The sequence below is a fragment of the Dyadobacter sp. HNCC25DJ187 genome, from assembly GCF_056895255.1.
Genome location: NZ_JBXHAT010000002.1, coordinates 2,292,655 through 2,312,623 on the forward strand (window position 1 = coordinate 2,292,655; position 19,969 = coordinate 2,312,623).

The following is a 19,969-nucleotide window of genomic DNA, read 5'->3' on the forward strand; positions in this document are numbered from 1 at the left end:
TTCCGGATACTGAAACCGGGTTTAGTAGAATATATAGTCTCTGTGACTCAATTAGATTTTCAAAAAATTCTCAATAATCTGTTGCCCGGCATTGCCGCTGATCTCGCAGTGAAACTGCGCTGCATAAAAATTATCCTTTTGCAACATGGCACTGAAGGGATGTACGTAATCGCAGGTTGCTACCGTATGCTCACATACAGTGGCTGCATAGCTATGCACAAAATACATGTAAGCCTGATCAGCAATACCTTCTGTTAATGCACATTGATAATCAGACGTGCTGATATTATTCCAGCCCATATGCGGCACTTTGAAAGCCGAAGTTGCAGGAAAACGCTTCACATCCACATCGAAGATGCCCATACATGTCGTATTGTTCTCTTCCGAAAACCGGCACATGAGCTGCATACCTACACACGTACCAAAAACCGGTTGTTTCAAAGAAGGAATGATTATATCCAGACCCGTTTTCCTCAGATGGGCCATGGTTGTACTGGCTTCACCTACTCCCGGAAATATTACTTTGTCTGCCGAGCGTATTTCAGACTCATCATCGGTATAGACGTAACTGGCTCCTATTCTGTCGAGCGCGTACATCACCGACTGCACATTCCCCGCGTTGTATTTGATTATTACAGTTTTCATGTTCGAAAATAGACGACAAAAAGAGGTATTCACCATGCCATCCGACAGTACCTCTGACGAATGGTAACAAAAAAAGCCCGATTTTTAAAAATCGGGCTTCTGGGATACTATGTATTCAACCTTATTACAACACTACTTGCAAAAACATATCATCCAAGACGTCCGAAAGCCATATGGCTATGATGTGATTGATGATGTGTTTTAGCTATTATCATAAGGCAAATGTATATAATTTCTGAATCAGATTAAAGCCGTTTACTTAAATATAATATTAAAATTTCGTTAGAATAAACAAATTTGTCTCGCTGTAGGTTGTGAATCTGTGCATAAGAAAACAGGCGGAAATGATCTTAGCCATGCATCTGATGCGTAAATTGCATGCATGATCGTTAAAACTGAGGTAAGCTTTATTATTTTTAACATGTAAGAATGCCGATTACAGCGACCTAATATTCATACCTATGAAATTATCCTTAAAGCCATTCATTTTTTTCATTACAGCCTTGACCACCATCGACTCTTCTGCACAGTCTGCCGACCAGGCCAAACGTCTTTTTGATGCGCACAAAAACTATAAAGAAGCTACATTGACACAGCGTCGCTTTAAACAAAAAGATATTTTACCGCTGATAGAAAAAAGAAAAAGCAATACGCTGTACCATGTAGAAAGCGTAGGACAATCCTTTGAAGACAGAAATATTCAAATGCTAAAGTTGGGAAAAGGCCCTAAAAAAGTACTTCTCTGGACCCAGATGCACGGAGACGAGCCAACAGCCACAATGGCAAGTTTTGACATGTTCAATTTTTTTGAAGGCAAAAATGATGGATTTGATGCTTTAAGAAAAAAAATCCTGGACAATACAACGCTCTATTTTGTGCCGATGCTTAATCCCGATGGGGCTGAACGTTATCAGCGAAGAACCATGCAGGGTATTGATATGAACCGGGATGCCGCTGCCAGGCAAACCCCGGAAGCACAAATATTAAAAGGATTGGTAGACAAACTGAAACCTGATTTCGGCTTTAATTTGCATGACCAAAGTCCGCGTTATTCGGCAGGAAGAAGTGCAAAAGTGGCAACCATTTCTTTTTTGGCCACCTCCTACGATTATGAGTTATCAATTAATCCGGTTCGGGAACGCTCGATGCAGCTTATTGTGGGAATGAATAGGATCTTACAAAAGTATATTCCCGGCCAGGTAGCGCGCTATAGTGATGACCACGAACCACGCGGCTTTGGCGACAATGTCCAAAAATGGGGGACAACGCTGGTATTGATTGAATCGGGAGGCTATGTGGGAGATCCCGAAAAACAGTATATCCGACAGCTAAATTTTATGGCTATACTTGCCTCTCTGGATGCCATTGCCGACAATTCACTGACTAAAGAGAACCGCGATGACTATTACAAAATACCAGAAAACGGACGCTGGGTGTACGATTTGGTGGTTCGTAATGCTACTGTGAAGCAGGCAGGAAAATCCTTTACAGCCGATTTAGGCATTAACAGGAATGAGGTGAGCTATTCAAACGCGAGCAAGTTTTTTTATTACAGCAAAATTGAAGACTTCGGTGACCTGCATCCGCAATTTGGTAGCCAGGAACTGGATGCACAAGGCTTTACGATTGAAAAAGGAAAGGTATACCCTACTACTTACAAAAATGTCAGCGAGATCAGTAAGCTCAATGCGCTGAACCTGCTCAGAGAAGGATATACCTATGTGCGACTCACACCGGATAGCAACACGAGGGCGCTGGGCCTTTATTTTACAACATCTCCACTTCATATTCTCAGAAATGGGCAGGCTGCCCCTTCCGGCACCCCGGGCTTGGGCAACACAGCTACTTTTATTCTGAAAAAAGGAGGAAAAGTAAGGTATGCGGTCATCAACGGATTCCTGTATGATCTGGATAATTTCAAAAGTGGCGAAGGGAACGGGATAATAGAATAGTACAAAAAATCTTAAATATAGCCTGGAATGCATCTCAGGCCATATTCCCAAACCCATTTCCCATACGCCATTTATAAACCACTGATTTTCAATAAAAAGAAGAAAATTTAATAATTAAGCCGTAACATACAGTTAACATTGAGGTAATATTGGCAATCTACTTTTGTGTCATAAAAAAATGACACCTAAAAAAAGTATGCAAACCAGAATTACCACACTCCTCCTGTTTTTCCTATCCGCATCTTTTGCCTTTGCACAGACGGGCACGATCCGGGGTTTGATCAAAGACGCAAAAACCAAAGACGCACTGATTGGCGCCACTGTTCTTGTAGAAGGAACCCAGATTGGTGCAGCAGCTGACGTTGACGGAAGTTTCAGCCTAGCTGGCGTTCCATCAGGCTCACACAAGATTATCATCTCATTTGTTTCTTACAAAGTCAAAGAAATCCCAAACGTAAGAGTAGAATCCGGAAACACCACAGTCATTGATACTGAAATGGAGGAAGAAGGAACTGCTTTACAGGAAGTAGTAGTACGGGGAGCGCGTGCAACCAATACCGAAGTAGCGGTTATTAGTGAGATAAAACAACTAAAACCGATAGCGGTCGGTATATCAGCACAACAGATACAAAAATCTCAGGATCGAGATGCAGCAGCAGCAATTCGCCGTGTACCAGGTGTAAGCATCGTGGACAATCGCTTCGTAATGATTCGCGGGTTAGGATCAAGATACAACTCAGTATTAATCAACGATGTAATTACTCCTTCTTCCGAAGTTGATACGCGTTCATTCTCATTCGACCTGGTACCAAGTAATATCATTGACCGGATGATTGTATACAAATCCGGATCTGCTGAATCGCCTGGTGACTTTGCCGGAGGTATTATCAAGATTTATACGAAACGTCGTCCTGACCAGAATTTTTTTGACGCAGCCGCAACTATAGGTTACCGTCAGAATACGACTTTGCAGAATGCTCAGACCCACAACAGAAGCGGTGCTAATGTGCTTGGACTTTGGGGTAAAGATCAGACACTTTCAAGTGCATTCCCGACAAGATCTGCAGATTTCAATGTCCTGAGCAATCAGGAAAGAGCATCCTTTGCAAGACTTTTCCCTAACAACTGGGCGCTCAAAGATGTCAACATCGCACCTGATATGCGTCTGGCATTTAACATGGGTAAGCGTTTTAATATCGGAAATATTGATGTAAGTAATATCACGAACATCAACTATTCCCTTACCAACCAACTTGCAGATGTAGATCTGAAACTTTACCAAAATGGCGTGCTGGCAAACGAGCTATTTGAAAAATATACAGACTCGAACTATCAGCGTCAATCAAGAATAGGCGTGTTGCACAACTGGACACTACGTTTCAATCCGGATTTCACGATGGAGTGGAAGACGTTGTTCAACCAACTTGGAAATACTGAAACAGTAGTTCGTAACGGGCAAAAAGTGATAGACGGCTACGATGCACTGAGTTATTCACAAAGATTTGAGAACAGAACGATCGTAACCACTCAGGTTTCGGGAGATCACAAATTCGGTGAACTTACAAAACTAAACTGGATCACAGGATTCGGATATACCGGTCGTTGGGAACCAGATTGGAAAAGAATTCGCTTTCAGCGTCTGACTGATGCTACCGGACCTGACGGACAACCTGCACCTTTCCAGGCTGTAACACCAAACGATCCGACAGCGAATGAAGTGGGCCACTTCTTCTCAACACTTGGAGAACGCGTGCTTACCCTTTCTGTAAATGGTGAACATGCTTTTGGTAACCCTACAGACCGCGAACCAAACCGTATCCGCTTCGGAGTGTACGGAGAAAGAAAAGACCGTGATTATTCAGCCCACTTCTACGGCTACAACAATATAGGTAATGCAAGTGCTATACTTACCCAGGCAATAGGTTCCATCTTTGCACCTGAAAACATAAATGGACAAACCGGTGGATTAACCCTCAAGGATGGCACGAGAGATCTCGATTCTTACCAGGGTATCAACAATTACACAGCTGCCTATGTGAGCGGAGACCTTAACTTCGGTAGCAAAGCGGTGATGACGATTGGTTTCCGTGGGGAATACAACAACCAGCAATTGCACTCTACGGTTGTAAATGAGAAAAAAGAGTTGGTGAACAACAAGATTTTCATCCCTCTGCCTTCTGTGAATTTCACTTACAAAGTATCAGAAAAACAAAACCTGAGACTTGCATTCTCGTCGACATTGAACCGTCCTGAGTTCCGCGAGCTTGCTCCTTACGCCTATTATGACTTCAACCTGCAGGCTGACATCAGAGGTAACACCACTTTGAAAACCGCAAAAATTCAGAACCTTGATGCGAAATGGGAGTTTTATCCAACTGCTAATGAGTTGATATCGGTAACAGGATTTTACAAACATTTTAAAAACCCGATTGAATCATTCCTTCTGCCAGTGGGTGGTAACGGACTTGCTTACACATTCATCAATGCAGGAACAGCACAGAACTATGGAGTTGAAATGGAAATCCGTAAAGGCTTTGCTAACTCTGTGAGTCCTTTCATCCAAAACCTTACGCTGGTTGGTAATGTATCTGTGATTAAGAGTACTGTAAACCTGGGAGATTTTGTACAGGGTCCTGACTTGGGTGGAGAAATTCAAAACTACGACCTGACTGGCTTAACAGACAAAAAACGTCCTATGGCTAACCAGTCTCCTTACTTGATCAATGCCGGAGTATATTATGCTGATCCGGTATCAGGATGGCAGTGGAACTTGCTTTATAACGTGTTTGGTCAGAGAATATTTGCAGTAGGAAACCAGAACAATCCAACTGTATATGAAACTCCAAGAAACGTAATTGATCTGAACATCAGCAAAAAAATCAAACAGAACCTGGAAATCAGATTAGGGATTCAGGATATCCTGAACCAACCGGTTCGTTTTGCTCAGGACTTCAACCGCGACGGTAAAATTGGAAAAGACGTAACGTCTCTCTCTGCTAACGCTGATCAGGACATTCGCAAGTTCAGACGTGGCAGCTACTTCACCCTGACTGCCGCCTATACATTCGGAAGAAGAACAGTAATACCTTAAATCAACACGAGTACTTAAATATTTCCACAATTATCCCCTTTTGCAAACCAATTTAAATTCGCTATGAATATCCTAAAAAAACGGTTGTATTACCTATTCATTCTGGGAGGGCTTTTCGCTGCCACTACCTCTTGTGACAACGAAGAGAAACCAACTCCAATTGAAGAAGTACTTGCTGTTAAAACAGTTGCACCTGCATCTGGTCCTGTAGGTACCAAAGTTGTGATCACAGGTACAAAGTTTGATACAACTCCTGCTAACAACACCGTATTATTTAATACAACTCCGGCAGTAGTAAGCGCAGCAACTGCTACAACTCTTGAGGTAACTGTTCCTGCTGGAGCAACTTCTGGTTTAATCTCAGTAACAGTTGGTGGTAAAACTGTAAAGAGTGCTGCTAACTTTGATTTGTCAGCTCGTGCAGTTGTTGAAAAACAAGGTAACATATCTGCAAGTGAAAAATGGACGAAGGATAAAATCTATCTTCTTAAAGGTTTTGTATACGTAACATCAGGTGCTACGTTGACAATTGAACCTGGAACAATCATTAAAGGAGGCGGTGTTGCCTTGGATCCAAGCGGACTTGGCAAAGGCGGAACTTTGATCATCAACGCTGGTGCAAAAATAATCGCAGAAGGTACTGCTACTGAGCCAATCGTCTTCACATCTAACGCAGCTCCTGGTGCACGTAAGCATGGTGACTGGGGTGGTGTTGTGATCATGGGTAAAGCTCCTCACAACCGTTTGGCCAGCCAAGGTGCTGAAGGTGGTATTTCAGGTCAATTGGGTGCTGATAATATCGCAGACGATAACTCAGGTATTCTTAAATATGTACGTATCGAATTCCCAGGTATTGCATTGACAGCTGGTAACGAGATCAACGGTATTACATTCTATGCAGTAGGTTCAGGTACAGTAGTAGACAACGTTCAGGTTTCTTACAGTGGTGATGACTCTTTCGAATGGTTCGGTGGAACTGTAAATGCAAAACACCTTGTGGCTTTCCGCGGATGGGATGATGACTGGGATACAGACTGGGGATATACTGGTAAAGTACAGTATGCAGTTTCACTTCGTGACCCTGATTTTGCAGATCAGTCAGGATCAAACGGATTCGAGTCAGACAACTTCAGTGGTTCAGGAGAACCTGCTACAGGTCCTAACAACGGATTGCCTTTGACAGCTCCGGTATTTGCAAACGTGAGTAACTTCGCATTCACAGGAACGCCTCACACAAATACAATCTCAGGTAGCGGACCATATCAATCAGCAATGCACCTTCGTCGTAATACAGACATTTCAATCTTCAACTCTGTATTTGCAGGATACCCTGAAGGACTTCGTTTGGATGGTGCAAATACTTTGGCACACGCAACTGCGGGTACTTTGGATTTGAAAGGCATTGTACTTGCTAACACGACTATTCCAGTACGTGGCGACAGAGGAGCAACAGGAGTTTCTGATGCGCAAGCTCAGGCTTACTTCGGTGCAACAGCTCGTAAGAATACAATCCTTACAGATGTTTCAACGCTTCTATTGAATGCTGATAACTTCAAATTGGCTGGTCCTAAGTTCTTGCCACAAGCAACTTCACCATTGTTGAAAGATGCAGTATGGGAAGGAAAAGGAGCTGATGCATTCTTCACGAAAGAAACTTTCAGAGGTGCATTCGGAACTACAGACTGGACTACAGGCTGGACTAACTTCGATCCACAAAATACGCCTTACAACTAATAAGGAGGCATATAAAAATCTTATAATTGGTGTCAGAATTTAAAAAGGCCGGAAGCACATGCTTCCGGTTTTTTTCTTGCATAACCATAAAAATTCATCAAAAATGGTTAAATGAATATCATATAAATGATATGACCTATTAAAAAATCACATCACTTAGTATTAACAATATATTATCATTATGAAAATCTATTTGAAATTAAAGTAAGAGTAGTTTTATTTAATTGACAAAATAGTTCTACAGTAACTTAATTTTTTGTATGAAAAAAATGCATAGTACAGCTTTAGGGTTAGCAATTGCCCTAAGCGCGCTCCTGATCTCTTGTGAGCAAGAAATGAATGGTTCAAATCCAGCACCTAAGACTTCCACTGAAGTAATTGATGTTGAAAAAGTACGAATTGAGTTTTCGAAAGCTCTTGCCCAGGCTTTGACGGAAAAAGAGATTCGACAGTTTTTAAAAAACGAAGCGTTGCAAAAGTATGATGGCGACTACGACATTCTATATGCATTTGTGAAAGACAAAGAACTTACCAATGGGAAAACATTCGAAGAAACCTTAATCCGCTACTCGAATGGTGCCGATGTAAGAAAATGGAGCGCGCAAGCCCCCCTAATGACCATCTTTATCCCAAATCTTCCAGGATTCACTCCTGAAACCTGGAACGTAGATTCTCAAACACCCGACGTTGCAGTAGACAATAGCCACTTAAAAGTTAAGACAGACAAGCTTATTGCTTTTTCGAAGGATTTAAGGGAATACGAAGTCGATGCAAGAAAAGCACCAACGTTCCCTGTTGTTGTTGTAAAGGAAAATGAAAGGATTATTGCGAAAAGCAAGCTGGATGGAAGTGCCAGAAAGGATGTTACTTTGATAGAAAAAAGCGCGACCAAGATTATCCAAGAAAATGATAACAATGCATTCTATTTTATTGGAGATATTGACCCAAAAGTTTCTTACCGGCCTAATGCCAAGACTGGCGTCTGGTATGACGAATTAGGAGCACCTAAACTTAGCGTTGACACACCTTTACTTGAAAACCAGCGAGACTGGGTATATTATCATATTAACCCGCTGTTCAACAGTTACGCTAATGAACACATTCCTTATACCGATTTTACTAAAGGCACTTTCGGAGATTATACTGAAAAGTTAACGGGTTTCCAATTAAATTCACCACTTGCTCTGGAGACAATAAATGATTGGACTGAGGGCGCCCTTGAGTTTCATGTTCTATTATCCTTTATATATAGAGACGGCAATATACAAACGGACTTAAAAGTGTTTTACTGTACTCCTAATCAATTGGTGAATAATGGTACTATACTGGACTATAATCCTAATCTTGAATTAATGCCTTGGGATATGTACCGATATGGAGACGAATGGAAACTCTCCATTTTAGAACACGACGCCGGAGGCTCAATCTCTAAAACAGTATCAGCAAAATCAACATTTGGCACCAATTTTGAAGCTGAAGCTGGAGTGAGTATTGGGATTGTTAAAATTGGAGCAAAGTTTGGCACTTCAAGCACGTTCGAACAATCAAGCTCCCAGACCGTTACAATTTCCAGCGAATCGGATCAATTAGGGGATGTTAGATTCTTATATGAGAATCCAGTTGTCGAACGATCACCTACTTTAGCCGGCAAATATAATGTACTCACAGTTAGTTCAGGTGCTGTTAATATTGGAATTGAGCCAACTAAAAGGAGTCCAGACAATAGGCCAATTCCCAGTAATGATTAGTCAGCCAACAATATATCGTTATTCACATTAGGAATAATGTTAAATTAGCGTTTGACCGTGTTAATTGCCAGCCTTAAATTACACCGACAGAGGCTATCTTTTTAAAGATAGCCTCTGTCGGTTCTATATATTCGAAAATAATCTAAATATTCAGAAACGACAGAGCAAAATATGATTAGGATTAGTCGTCGAAAAATATTCATCTAAATAAAACAAGTGCCTTAACATAGCTTTTTAAAATTCTCGTTCTTACTTGCACCGACCTCTAATCCTGAATATTTTACTCCCTACTCCGCCTGAAATAGTAATAAAACACATTGTCTTTAGTCAGCATACTATAGTTCTTCCAACCCCGTTTTTCCAGAAAATTGATCAGATGGGCTGAAGATTTAAAGACCATTCTATCTTTTGTATCAGTATCCATAAACCTGGAATCTATCCTTTTCCCCCAAGCATTAACTTCATTTTGTGCCTGGCCATAATCTACCATAACATCTACAGATTTAATGAGGGATCGGTTGTCAACCATAACCTCTATGACTTCGAGGTCTTCGATCTGATTAATATCAACTTCCCCGACGATCACCTGACCGAAGGAAAGAAGACTGGAGGCAAATAAAGCAATTAACAAGATTGTAGTTTTCATGGATGTTCTTTGTAAATATTACTTAAGACAATTCACAAAAACATTCCCCCCTCACAGAACCGAAAAAACCAGAAGTATATGCATTTATGCGTTTCACCTTCGGTTGCATTCCTAACCCGAATACAATATCTTCGGGTCATCTTTTTTATCGTGACGAGCAATCTCACTTTCTTATACTCCTAACTTCTTCACATGTCCGAGTTTCTGGCTTATCTCCAACTGGGTTTTGAACATATCACAGATTCCAAAGGATACGATCATATCCTTTTTATCATGGCACTCTGCACTGTGTATACGTTGGTAGACTGGAAAAAGGTAATCATCCTTGTGACTGCTTTCACCCTGGGTCATTCTGTTACGCTGGCTTTGGCTACTCTGGGATTTGTAAGCATAAATCCTGATCTGATTGAATTGCTGATACCAATTACCATTGTCATTACAGCAGCTATTAATTTTTCTTACAAAGAGAAGAAAGACCGATCCCGATATTCATCAAAAGGAACCAATGGGCGTTACTTTCTGGCACTGATTTTCGGACTGATACATGGTTTGGGATTTTCTAACTACCTCCGCGCTTTGCTGGGTAAGGAAGCCGACATCGTAACTCCGTTACTAGGTTTCAATATTGGTCTGGAACTTGGGCAATTGATTATTGTTTTCATCGTACTTACGATTGCCTTTGTATTCATCGAAATCATTCGGATGGCAAGGGTAAGCTGGGTGCATATTATTTCCGGTATTATTGCAGGTATGGCGCTGTCTCTGATCATCAGCAATGAATATTTACCAACATTATTTTAGAATGAAATCACCGATTATAAAATTTCCTGCTTCATGAAACAACTCCTATTCTTAATTGTCCTTTTGTATTCCACATCTGCACTGGCCCAGCAGATACCAGTATCACCCAACTTCAAAGCCAATGATCGGTTTGAACAACTGGGAACAGTATTACCAACTCCCAATACGTACCGTACGGCATCCGGTGCTCCCGGTAAAGAATACTGGCAACAAAGAGCTGATTACGATATTAAAGCAGAACTGGACGATGACAAACGGCGGATCACCGGATCGGAGACCATTACTTTCTATAATAATTCCCCTGACGAGCTCCGTTACATCTGGATGCAGCTGGACCAGAATCTTTTTAAAAATGATGCAATTGGCGCTAGTTCTAAAACTGGCACAGTGAATAGCAAAGGTATGAGCTCCGCTCAGCTCCAATCTTTCAATACCGGCCAGAGTGTTGCCCTGGAACCTGATAAAAAATATGGCTATGAAATTGCTTCAGTGAAAGATAAAGCAGGCAAAGCGCTTCCTTACACCATCAACAACACGATGATGCGTATTGACCTTCCGGTTGTATTAAAACCTGGTACAAATCTGGTTTTTAGTGTAGATTGGGCCTTTAATATCACGCCATACTATGGACGCAGCGGATATGAGTACTTTCCGAAAGATGGCAACTCGAATTATTTTATTGCACACTGGTTTCCACGCCTGGCTCCTTACGACGACGTAAACGGCTGGAACCATAAACAGTTTTTGGGACAGGGTGAATTTGCGCTGATTTTTGGTAATTACAAAGTTGCCATCACAGCACCTGCTGATCACGTAGTAGCGGCAAGCGGAGAATGCCAGAATTACGCGCAGGTACTTACGGCCACGCAAAAACAGCGTCTGAAAAAAGCCGAAACATCCAAAACTCCGGTACTCATTGTCACGCAATCAGAGGCAGAGAAAGCTGAGAAAAGAGACAATAAAAATCCTGGAAAAAAGACCTGGATCTACAAAGCAGATAATGTGCGCGACTTTGCATTTGCCAGTAGCCGCAAGTTTATCTGGGATGCGATGCAAAGCGATGTATATAAAAACGGAAGGAAAATCTGGTGTATGTCGATTTATCCCAAAGAGGGAAATCCGCTGTGGGAACAATACTCTACGCGGGCCGTTGCGCATACATTGAAATCTTATGGAAACCGTACGTTTGAATATCCCTACCCGGTCGCGATCTCCTGCCACGCTGTAGCAGGAGGTGGTATGGAATATCCTATGATCAGTTTCAATGGAGGGCGTCCGGAAGAAGACGGCACTTATTCAGAAGCGGTGAAATACGGGATGATCGGTGTGATCATACATGAAGTAGGCCACAATTTCTTCCCTATGATCGTCAATTCAGATGAAAGACAATGGGCATGGATGGACGAAGGTCTTAATACATTTTGCCAATATCTGGCTGAAAAGGAATGGGATTACAATTATCCGACCCGTCGCGGAGAACCGATACAGATCACGGAGTACATGTCGTCAGATCCATCGGTGCTTTCTCCTATTATGAGCTCTGCTGAAAATGTGATCGGACTTGGGCCTAATGCCTATGCCAAACCTGCCACTGCTCTCAACATTTTACGTGAAACAGTGATGGGAAGAGACCTGTTCGATCATGCTTTTAAAGAGTATGCCAACAGGTGGCGTTTTAAAAGTCCTACTCCATCCGACTTTTTCAGAACGATGGAAGATGCATCGGGTGTGGACCTGGACTGGTTTTGGAAAGGATGGTTTTATGGAACAGACCCTGTAGATCAGGATCTGGTAACTGTAGACTGGTTTAGCATTGATTCTCAAAATCCAGAAGTCGAAAAAGAAATAGCAAGAAAACAGGCGGACGTTAAAAAGACTACAATCAGCAGGCAACGGGATTTGGCCTCCAAAGGACAAACTGTAGTGGCGCAGGACTCTTCTATGGCTGATTTCTACAATACATATGATCCCTATAAAGTTACCGAAGCTGACCGGGCTAAGTATGATCAGTATATATCGGGCCTTTCGGAAAGCGAAAGACAGCTGATATCCGCCAACTCCAATTTCTATACGCTTACTGTGAAGAACAAAGGTGGGTTGGTAATGCCTGTAATCGTCAAAATGGAATTTGAAGATGGAACTGATTCTACAGTAACTTTCCCGGCGGAAATCTGGCGATTCAACGACGCGCAAATCAATAAGGTAATATCAACTAAAAAGAAGGTGGTTCAATGGACGCTGGATCCTTACTACCAGATCGCGGATATAGACACAGAGAACAATTCATTTCCAAGAAAACAGAAACCAACCCGTTTCCAGATTTTCAAACAACAGCAAAGTGCCCGTCCGACAAATCCTATGCAAACAGAAGGATCCGGGAAAATCGGAGCAACTCCTAAAAATGAGTAATATGAATATTGTAATTCTCGACGGATATACCTTGAATCCCGGTGATCTTGACTGGGCACCTATTGAAGCACTTGGTAATGTAACAAAATACGATCGCTCGGCTCCGGAAGAAATTATCGATCGTGCAAAGGATGCAGATGCTGTGCTTGTCAATAAAGTAGTGCTGACAGAAGCCATATTGGAGCAGCTTCCAAAGCTTAAATACATTGGTGTTGAAGCAACCGGATATAACAATATCGATATTGAAGCGGCAAGAAAAAGAAATATAGTGGTTACCAATGTGAAAGCTTACGGCCCTGCTTCGGTTGCACAGCATACGTTTGCTTTATTGCTGGCGTTGGTCAATCGTATTGAAACGCATAGCCAAAGCGTAGCAAAAGGCGATTGGGTTTCCTCACCGGATTTTGCCTATTGGAAGACGCCATTGACCGAACTGGCAGGAAAAACAATCGGGCTGGTTGGGCTGGGCGATATTGGGTCGCAAGTTGCGAAAATTGGAATAGCACTTGGCATGAAAGTCATCGCTTATCGCAAAAATCCGGCACAAACTACCAATCCGGATATTACGATGGTTACATTGGAAGCTGTTTTCAAAAACAGTGACGTGATCAGTCTGCATTGTCCGTTAACTGACGAAACGAAAGAACTGATCAATACGGAGACTATTGCATGGATGAAAACATCTGCTATACTGATCAACACTGGCAGAGGACCACTGATCAATGAGGCCAATCTGGCCAAAGCCCTAAAAGAAAATCGCATTGGTGGAGCAGGATTAGATGTACTTTCATCCGAACCTCCCAAGGCAGACAATCCTTTACTTTCCGCGCCTAATTGCGTCATTACGCCTCACGTAGCCTGGGCTACGCTGGAAGCAAGAGCACGTTTGCTGCAAATGGTAGCTGATCATTTAAAGGCTTTTCAGGAAGGACATCCTACTAGTGTGGTTTCGTGATGGATTCAGATATACCAAAAAGACAAATGGCATTGGAAGCGAACTTCCGATGCCATTTGTGCATATTACCCTACAAATGAGGTAAACCGGGTAAGGAACCCTCTGATTTGTTTCAACCAAACTTTTTGATGCAATGTATACCTATTTTACACGGGTAAAAGCAGTAATCCAAATTCTAATTTTATTTTAATCGAAACAAAGAATCTGAATATAATAAGCTTCACTTAACCGATCATTTTCACCAGATTTTTGTAACCGATATCCACACTATCAATAGAAGGAACCATATCCTGCTCAATGAAGAAATACTTCAGTCCTGCAATCTTTGCTGCTTCAAAAATCCTTTTAAATTCAACCACACCATTCCCTACTTCGGTTATCGTTTGCAGATCACTTTTGATATCCTTTACATGCCATAGCGGGAAGCGGCCCGGATGTTCCTTGAAAAGCGCTACAGGATCCTTACCCGCTTTGGTTGCCCATGCCAGATCAAGTTCCATTTTCACCAGGTCTTTATCTGTTTGTGACAACACGAGTTCATAAGGCGTTTTTCCACCTTCCACTGCATCGAATTCTGTTGCATGATTATGGTAAGCAAAACCCAACCCTGCTTTCTTCGCCGCTTCACCGGTTTTCTGGAACACCTCAATGGAATTTTTGATCTCATCCAGATTACCTACAGGGGTACTTGCACACACCAGATAACTCAAACCGGCCTCTGCTGCATCATCCACCAACTGCTGATAGTTGTCTCTCAAATTCAGCATAGCAGGCATTTTTGGAATAGAAATTGGCTTTCCGTCAGCACCTTTCGGCATTTTGTCGGGAGGAGGCATTTTAAATGGTGCGCCGGTAGCATGGTGTGCACGCCATTTCAAACCTACACCTTCTACCACCTTTTTGAATTCCTTTGGTTTATATCCGTAATAGCCTCCGCGTGTACTGAAAGCGGATTCTACTTCTTTAATTCCTATTGATGCCAGTTTCTTCAGCGTTCCTTCCGGATCCTCATTCATTTGCTTGAATACCGTAAACAACTGTATCCCTACCGGCCATGCCTCCGCCGTCTCTCCTGTCAGAAAAGCCGCTTTGGATATAGCTGGTAACATAAGGCCTCCTGCCATAACAGCTCCGGCCTGCTTTAGAAAATGTCTTCTGTCTGTGTTCATTGTTTCGCTCGAATTAGGTTTGAGAAATTGAATTAAGACTACTGAATAAATTTAACTTTGGAGAATGACATCAGTGGCTGAATGGCCTTTGCATTGTCATTTTTAAATACAAAATACACATCGCGCTTACCGGCTGTACTTTTGATTTTTACAAATACAGGCGGACGTGCAAAGGGATTACGTGGCTTTGCAGCTTCACCAGGTTTCGCATTTTTCTTCTCACTTTCCATTTCCGCCATTACTTTGGCAATATTAACTTCCGGTGCCATTTCCACCTGTTGTTCACCAATCAGTTGTCCAGTTGGAGAGTCCAACCTGATCTCAATTTTTCCTCCTACACTTCCTTCTCTTTTCTGAGCAGAAGCATTCAGTTCAATCTGAGAAATACCGGCAAGGTCAATTTGCTTCCAACCCAAATGATTATTGGCATAGGCAACCACACTGAAACCTAACCCAGCTACACCCAAAGCCTTCAGTTCGGCACCTTTTACAATAGGTGCTTCGGCTGCGTTTACTTCCGGGCTACGCAATACGATCATCTCTTCGGAAGTCTGCGCAGGAATGGCTTTGTTTACACTTAATGCTCTGTCTGTAAACGCAGCGCGGATAATCAATGAGCCATGACCATTATCTCCCTTGGGAATTTCAGGCGTATATTTCCCTTGTACGGGAAGTGAGCTCAATGTTTTATCTGTGCTATGCAGAATATACTTCACAATCACTTCTGCATCTGCCACCGGCAAAGACGGATGAGCAGCCATGGCTACTTCTCCCCAAACGCCGGATCCTCCTTTAAGTACTTTCTGAACAAGTAAATCCAATGCACCCGCCTGTCCTTTGTATTTGTTGGAAATCTCAGCAAACGACGGTCCTACAGATTTTGTATTGGGCTGATGACAAACCTTGCAATCACTTTTACTCATCAGAATTTGTGCAACAGCAAACTGGGTTGAAGCATCCACACTACGCTGACTTTGAATAACCTCGGCATAATCAAAACCCTCGGCAGTATAATCTATACTCACCGCTACTTGTTCCGGTTTGATCTTCTCATCTGCCAGACTTCCATCTTCCTTGTCACTCACCGCAACACTGTATTCAATCGGCTTTTCAGTGAAGAAGAAAGTTTTATTTCCGGCGAGATCCAGACTTACTTTCGGAGGTTCATTGCCAGCTATAATTTTAACAGACTGCGCATTACTCGCCCCTTTCGAATCGGTTACCGTTAAAGTGGCAGTGTACACACCAGGCTTATTGAAACTTACCGAAGGATTTGCAACCGTAAACGTTTGCGGTGCAATGCCCGATCCTGTCACTTTCCAGCTGTATTTAAGTGCATCACCATCAAAATCTTTTGTTCCTTCTGATGATAGTTTCGCTCTGAAAGGAACAGTACCACCTTTTTTATCGGTAGCTACCGATACGACCGGCTTACGGTTACCACCATTGTATTCAATCCTGACAAGTCGGGAGTTATCACTTTTACGGAACCAATTACTTCCGTATTCCAGGATATACAGATCGCCATCAGGACCAAATTTAATGTCAATAGGCTGAACCGGATGGTAACCCGGTAATACACGCTCCATAGACTCATAATCACCATTTTCTTTCATTGAAATGGCCATGATCCAGCCACGGGAGAAATCAGCAGCGATCCATTTGTTTTCGTAATAAGCCGGCCACGGACGTTTAGGATTTTTAAAATCAGAACGGTGATAAACGGGTCCGCCTGTAGCACTTCTTGAACCGGATCCCACCAACGGAAACTTTTCAGACACTCCATAGGGATAATAAATGAAGGTCGGTTCTGTAGGTAGTAACTTTTCCAGACCGGTATTGTTGGGAGAGTTGTTAATCAGATTTTTCGGGTCTTTTTTCGCCAAGGGTTTGTTTGTAGCGTAATCAAAAACAGGGAATGCCTGATCATCTGCCACAAACCACGGCCAGCCAAAGTTGCCGGGTTTACGCGCCTGATTCAGTTCATCATAACCTTTGGGACCAATCTCTGAATCCTCTCCTGCATCAGGACCTACTTCGCCCCAGTAGATAAAACCTGTTTTACTGTCTACCGAAATCCTCCACGGATTACGATGGCCCATTGAATAGATTTCCGGTCTTGTTTTAGCCGTTCCTTTCGGATAAAGATTGCCCTCTGGAGTGGTATAAGAGCCATCTGCTTCCGGATGAATTCTCAGGATTTTTCCTCTCAGATCATTGGTGTTACCTGCATGTCCCTGGTCATCCCAGCTTGCACGTCCGGGCCGTTCATCTGTTTGTGCTGCCTGTTGGTTTCCTGTATTGTTCCCAACAGTCAGGAACAGATTACCTGCTTTATCCCAAACCATACCACCGCCTGTGTGGCAGCATACTTCGCGCTGGGTTTCCACTTCAATAATATCTTTCTTCGAAGCTTCAACCAGTTGGTCATCCACCAAATCCCAACGGGAAAGAATATGCTTCTTTTCGGTCGGATGTGCGTAATACAGATAAATCCAGTGATTTTTTTCAAAGTTCGGATCGAAGGTCAATCCCATCAGTCCTTCCTCTGCTTCCCTTACTACACCTTCAGCACTGGTGTATTTGGTATTAACAGGAATGATAGCGATCAGATCGGTGGTTTTAGTAGAAGGGTTGTACTTTTTCACAGCTCCCTTTCTTTCGGCAATGTATACAGACCCGTCTTTGAGTACCTCAAACACCATAGGTTCGTCCAGATCATCAGCCATCACCACAGGAGTGAAACGGCTTTCGTCTGGTTTTTGTGGCTTATCCTGAATAGTAAAAGCCAGTAGAAATCCTATGAAAATGAACGAAGTAAAAGACAAGGTGCTGCGACTGATAGTAGAAATAAGGTTATTCTTTTTCATCGTGCAGTATCGGGTTAACGGTAGGAGAAATATTCGTAACAAATGTGCTTTTAAAAAAAGTTGCCGGGTAAAGTTACCCGGCTCTCTCAACAATCATCCATCAGTATTTAAATTCTCAGATCGGGTGATTAGTAACCGGAATTTTGTTTCAGTGCAGAAGTTCCACCTTGCGTGCTCAGGTCAATCTGACGCTGCGGTATCGGATAATACTCGTTTTTAGGAGCCACGAAATTTCCTCCGCGTATATCGCTGGTTACTGTTCCTTCATAAGCAAAGAATGCGTTCAGTGTAGTCTGAGCAATACCCCAGCGTACCAGGTCAAAGAAGCGGTGCCCTTCCATGGCCAATTCTATTTTACGCTCGAAATAAATCGCTTTCAAAGCACCATCCTTACCCAGACCAGCAAAAGTACCGGCAGGATATACGGCTATTTTATAATTAGCAGCAGGAGTTGCGGAGAAACCAGCAACCGGATTAGCGTCATTGGCATATTTATACAGAAAGCCCGTTGGCTCAGCAGCTCTTGCACGAACCAGGTTCACGTAAGTCTGAGCTTGCGCGAGGTTGTTCAATTGTGCTTCAACTTCAGCTGCCATCAAAATTACATCAGCAAAACGGATCACATTCAGGTTAATCGCGGTACCAGGCGCCCATGAACTCTGATCAGAGTAGATGTCCTGAGTTGCCTGCCAGTAGATATTTTTCTTTGGAGAATAAGGACCAGCATAAGATTGTCCCGGGCTACGGATCCATGATGCACCAGGGTGGTATCCCCAGTCATGATAAGGTAAGCCACGACGACCAACAGTCCAGTCCAAACGAGGATCCAAAGTTCCTGCATCAGGAGTAAACGGCTGATTGGAGGCAATTCCCTGATCACTCTTTACTACGTTTGCAGCATTGTTATAAGCATCTACAAGTGGCAAACCAGTTGCATTGGTACGGTAAGAATTCACCAGATCCTGCGCAGGTTGGAAAAATCCGCAGCAACGGAATGGGCTGTCTCCGTAAGGAAAGTTCAGCATACTGCCCTGATTCGCATTCGCAATATTGTTGGTTCCGTCATTCGCAGCCATCTGAATTGCGAACACCGACTCTGAATTATTTTCCGTAGCAGCATCAAAGTTATCTTTGAATTTCTGCGTCAGTGCATATTTCAATCCGTTGCTGGTTACACCTTGTGTAATGACTGCATCGAAGACCGTTTTTGCTTCTGTGTATTTCTTTTGGTACAACAGTGCTTTGGCCAGGTAACTACCAGCCGCCCATTTATTTACTTTCCCAACTGATGACTGTGTTGCAGGCAAATTCGCATATGCAAATTCAAAGTCAGCCTGAATATTTGGCCAGATATCTACATTGTTCTGCACTTTTCCGGCATCAGCAGTTGCAATCGTCTCGTCGATCCAGGGAACATTATTAAATATTTTCTTCAGTTCGAAGTAATAATGTCCACGAAGGAAACGAGCTTCTGCATTCAATTTGGTACGGTCAGCATCAGAAATCTCAGGAACCAGTGCCAATACCCTCAGTACTGTGTTCGCACGGTTGATCCCTTCATAAACAGTTCTCCACTTACTGTTGAAATAACCATTACTTGGATCAGCTGAAAACTTGGCAATCGCATCAATGGCTGGCTGATCACTACCGTCACTTCCTTTGTGTGCATCGCCACCGGCAATACTACCCAAAGTCCAGTTATCCGGAGCTGCTTCCCAAGCACTTGTACCACTTAGGTTTTGAGCACCTCCATTTACAAATTGTTGTCCGTCCAATGCTGCATAAGCACCAACCAGAAGTGCATCTACACCAGCACGGCTGTAAGCCTGTTGTTCACTCAAAGCACCCTGTGCATTAATATCCAGAAGACTATCGCTGCATGATTCCAGAATGGCACCGGTCGCCAGCAACGACAATACCAGTATATAACCTTTAAATTTCATATCTAT

Annotated in this window: 12 protein-coding genes; 7 read left to right on the top strand and 5 right to left on the bottom strand. The window is 42.8% G+C overall.

What is annotated here, in order from left to right; all coding sequences use genetic code 11:
- Nucleotides 1-51 precede the first annotated feature (51 nt).
- A complete protein-coding gene (gene hisH, locus AC1XUE_RS20420) occupies nucleotides 52-645 on the bottom strand; it encodes an imidazole glycerol phosphate synthase subunit HisH (protein WP_483357834.1) in 594 nt (197 codons plus the stop codon).
- Between the two features lie 461 nt (nucleotides 646-1,106).
- Here hisH and AC1XUE_RS20425 point away from each other — a divergent pair, with 461 nt between their 5' ends.
- From AC1XUE_RS20425 to AC1XUE_RS20440, 4 genes are all read left to right on the top strand, one after another.
- Entirely contained in the window at nucleotides 1,107-2,597 is a 1,491-nt protein-coding gene (locus tag AC1XUE_RS20425; protein WP_483357835.1) for a M14 family zinc carboxypeptidase, read from the top strand.
- A gap of 178 nt (nucleotides 2,598-2,775) precedes the next feature.
- Nucleotides 2,776-5,688 (top strand): TonB-dependent receptor, encoded by a 2,913-nt coding sequence (locus tag AC1XUE_RS20430; protein WP_483357836.1) that lies wholly within the window; start codon nucleotides 2,776-2,778, stop codon nucleotides 5,686-5,688.
- A 63-nt stretch (nucleotides 5,689-5,751) separates the two neighbouring features.
- Nucleotides 5,752-7,422 (top strand): IPT/TIG domain-containing protein, encoded by a 1,671-nt coding sequence (locus AC1XUE_RS20435; protein ID WP_483357837.1) that lies wholly within the window; start codon nucleotides 5,752-5,754, stop codon nucleotides 7,420-7,422.
- A gap of 260 nt (nucleotides 7,423-7,682) precedes the next feature.
- Complete coding sequence (locus AC1XUE_RS20440; RefSeq protein ID WP_483357838.1) at nucleotides 7,683-9,170, top strand: hypothetical protein; 1,488 nt, start codon at nucleotides 7,683-7,685, stop codon at nucleotides 9,168-9,170.
- Nucleotides 9,171-9,450: 280 nt separating this feature from the next.
- On the opposite strand, the gene AC1XUE_RS20445 is transcribed toward AC1XUE_RS20440, so the two are convergent.
- Entirely contained in the window at nucleotides 9,451-9,816 is a 366-nt protein-coding gene (locus tag AC1XUE_RS20445) for a hypothetical protein (protein WP_483357839.1), read from the bottom strand.
- Between the two features lie 192 nt (nucleotides 9,817-10,008).
- Here AC1XUE_RS20445 and AC1XUE_RS20450 point away from each other — a divergent pair, with 192 nt between their 5' ends.
- From AC1XUE_RS20450 to AC1XUE_RS20460, 3 genes are read left to right on the top strand one after another with little or no spacing between them, the layout of a single operon-like run.
- Complete coding sequence (locus AC1XUE_RS20450; protein WP_483357840.1) at nucleotides 10,009-10,617, top strand: HupE/UreJ family protein; 609 nt, start codon at nucleotides 10,009-10,011, stop codon at nucleotides 10,615-10,617.
- 33 nt (nucleotides 10,618-10,650) lie between these two features.
- Nucleotides 10,651-13,026: a M1 family metallopeptidase gene (locus AC1XUE_RS20455; protein WP_483357841.1), complete on the top strand. Its 2,376-nt coding sequence runs from the start codon at nucleotides 10,651-10,653 to the stop codon at nucleotides 13,024-13,026.
- Between the two features lies 1 nt (nucleotide 13,027).
- The gene (locus AC1XUE_RS20460; protein ID WP_483357842.1) at nucleotides 13,028-13,981 is read left to right on the top strand and encodes a D-2-hydroxyacid dehydrogenase; all 954 of its coding nucleotides are present in this window, start codon (nucleotides 13,028-13,030) and stop codon (nucleotides 13,979-13,981) included.
- Nucleotides 13,982-14,205: 224 nt separating this feature from the next.
- Here AC1XUE_RS20460 and AC1XUE_RS20465 read toward each other — a convergent pair whose 3' ends face one another.
- From AC1XUE_RS20465 to AC1XUE_RS20475, 3 genes are all read right to left on the bottom strand, one after another.
- The gene (locus AC1XUE_RS20465) at nucleotides 14,206-15,150 is read right to left on the bottom strand and encodes a sugar phosphate isomerase/epimerase family protein (RefSeq protein WP_483357843.1); all 945 of its coding nucleotides are present in this window, start codon (nucleotides 15,148-15,150) and stop codon (nucleotides 14,206-14,208) included.
- Nucleotides 15,151-15,188: 38 nt separating this feature from the next.
- Complete coding sequence (locus AC1XUE_RS20470) at nucleotides 15,189-18,020, bottom strand: PQQ-dependent sugar dehydrogenase (RefSeq protein WP_483357844.1); 2,832 nt, start codon at nucleotides 18,018-18,020, stop codon at nucleotides 15,189-15,191.
- A gap of 128 nt (nucleotides 18,021-18,148) precedes the next feature.
- Nucleotides 18,149-19,963: a RagB/SusD family nutrient uptake outer membrane protein gene (locus AC1XUE_RS20475; protein ID WP_483357845.1), complete on the bottom strand. Its 1,815-nt coding sequence runs from the start codon at nucleotides 19,961-19,963 to the stop codon at nucleotides 18,149-18,151.
- Nucleotides 19,964-19,969 lie beyond the last annotated feature (6 nt).

What these genes read in the sequence shown, in the direction of transcription:
- AC1XUE_RS20450 (WP_483357840.1), top strand. Translation starts at nt 10,009, where the DNA reads ATGTCCGAGTTTCTGGCTTATCTCCAACTGGGTTTTGAACATATCACA.
- AC1XUE_RS20455 (WP_483357841.1), top strand. Translation starts at nt 10,651, where the DNA reads ATGAAACAACTCCTATTCTTAATTGTCCTTTTGTATTCCACATCTGCA.
- AC1XUE_RS20445 (WP_483357839.1), bottom strand. Translation starts at nt 9,816, where the DNA reads ATGAAAACTACAATCTTGTTAATTGCTTTATTTGCCTCCAGTCTTCTT.
- hisH (WP_483357834.1), bottom strand. Translation starts at nt 645, where the DNA reads ATGAAAACTGTAATAATCAAATACAACGCGGGGAATGTGCAGTCGGTG.
- AC1XUE_RS20465 (WP_483357843.1), bottom strand. Translation starts at nt 15,150, where the DNA reads ATGAACACAGACAGAAGACATTTTCTAAAGCAGGCCGGAGCTGTTATG.
- AC1XUE_RS20475 (WP_483357845.1), bottom strand. Translation starts at nt 19,963, where the DNA reads ATGAAATTTAAAGGTTATATACTGGTATTGTCGTTGCTGGCGACCGGT.
- AC1XUE_RS20470 (WP_483357844.1), bottom strand. Translation starts at nt 18,020, where the DNA reads ATGAAAAAGAATAACCTTATTTCTACTATCAGTCGCAGCACCTTGTCT.
- AC1XUE_RS20430 (WP_483357836.1), top strand. Translation starts at nt 2,776, where the DNA reads ATGACACCTAAAAAAAGTATGCAAACCAGAATTACCACACTCCTCCTG.
- AC1XUE_RS20460 (WP_483357842.1), top strand. Translation starts at nt 13,028, where the DNA reads ATGAATATTGTAATTCTCGACGGATATACCTTGAATCCCGGTGATCTT.
- AC1XUE_RS20435 (WP_483357837.1), top strand. Translation starts at nt 5,752, where the DNA reads ATGAATATCCTAAAAAAACGGTTGTATTACCTATTCATTCTGGGAGGG.
- AC1XUE_RS20440 (WP_483357838.1), top strand. Translation starts at nt 7,683, where the DNA reads ATGAAAAAAATGCATAGTACAGCTTTAGGGTTAGCAATTGCCCTAAGC.
- AC1XUE_RS20425 (WP_483357835.1), top strand. Translation starts at nt 1,107, where the DNA reads ATGAAATTATCCTTAAAGCCATTCATTTTTTTCATTACAGCCTTGACC.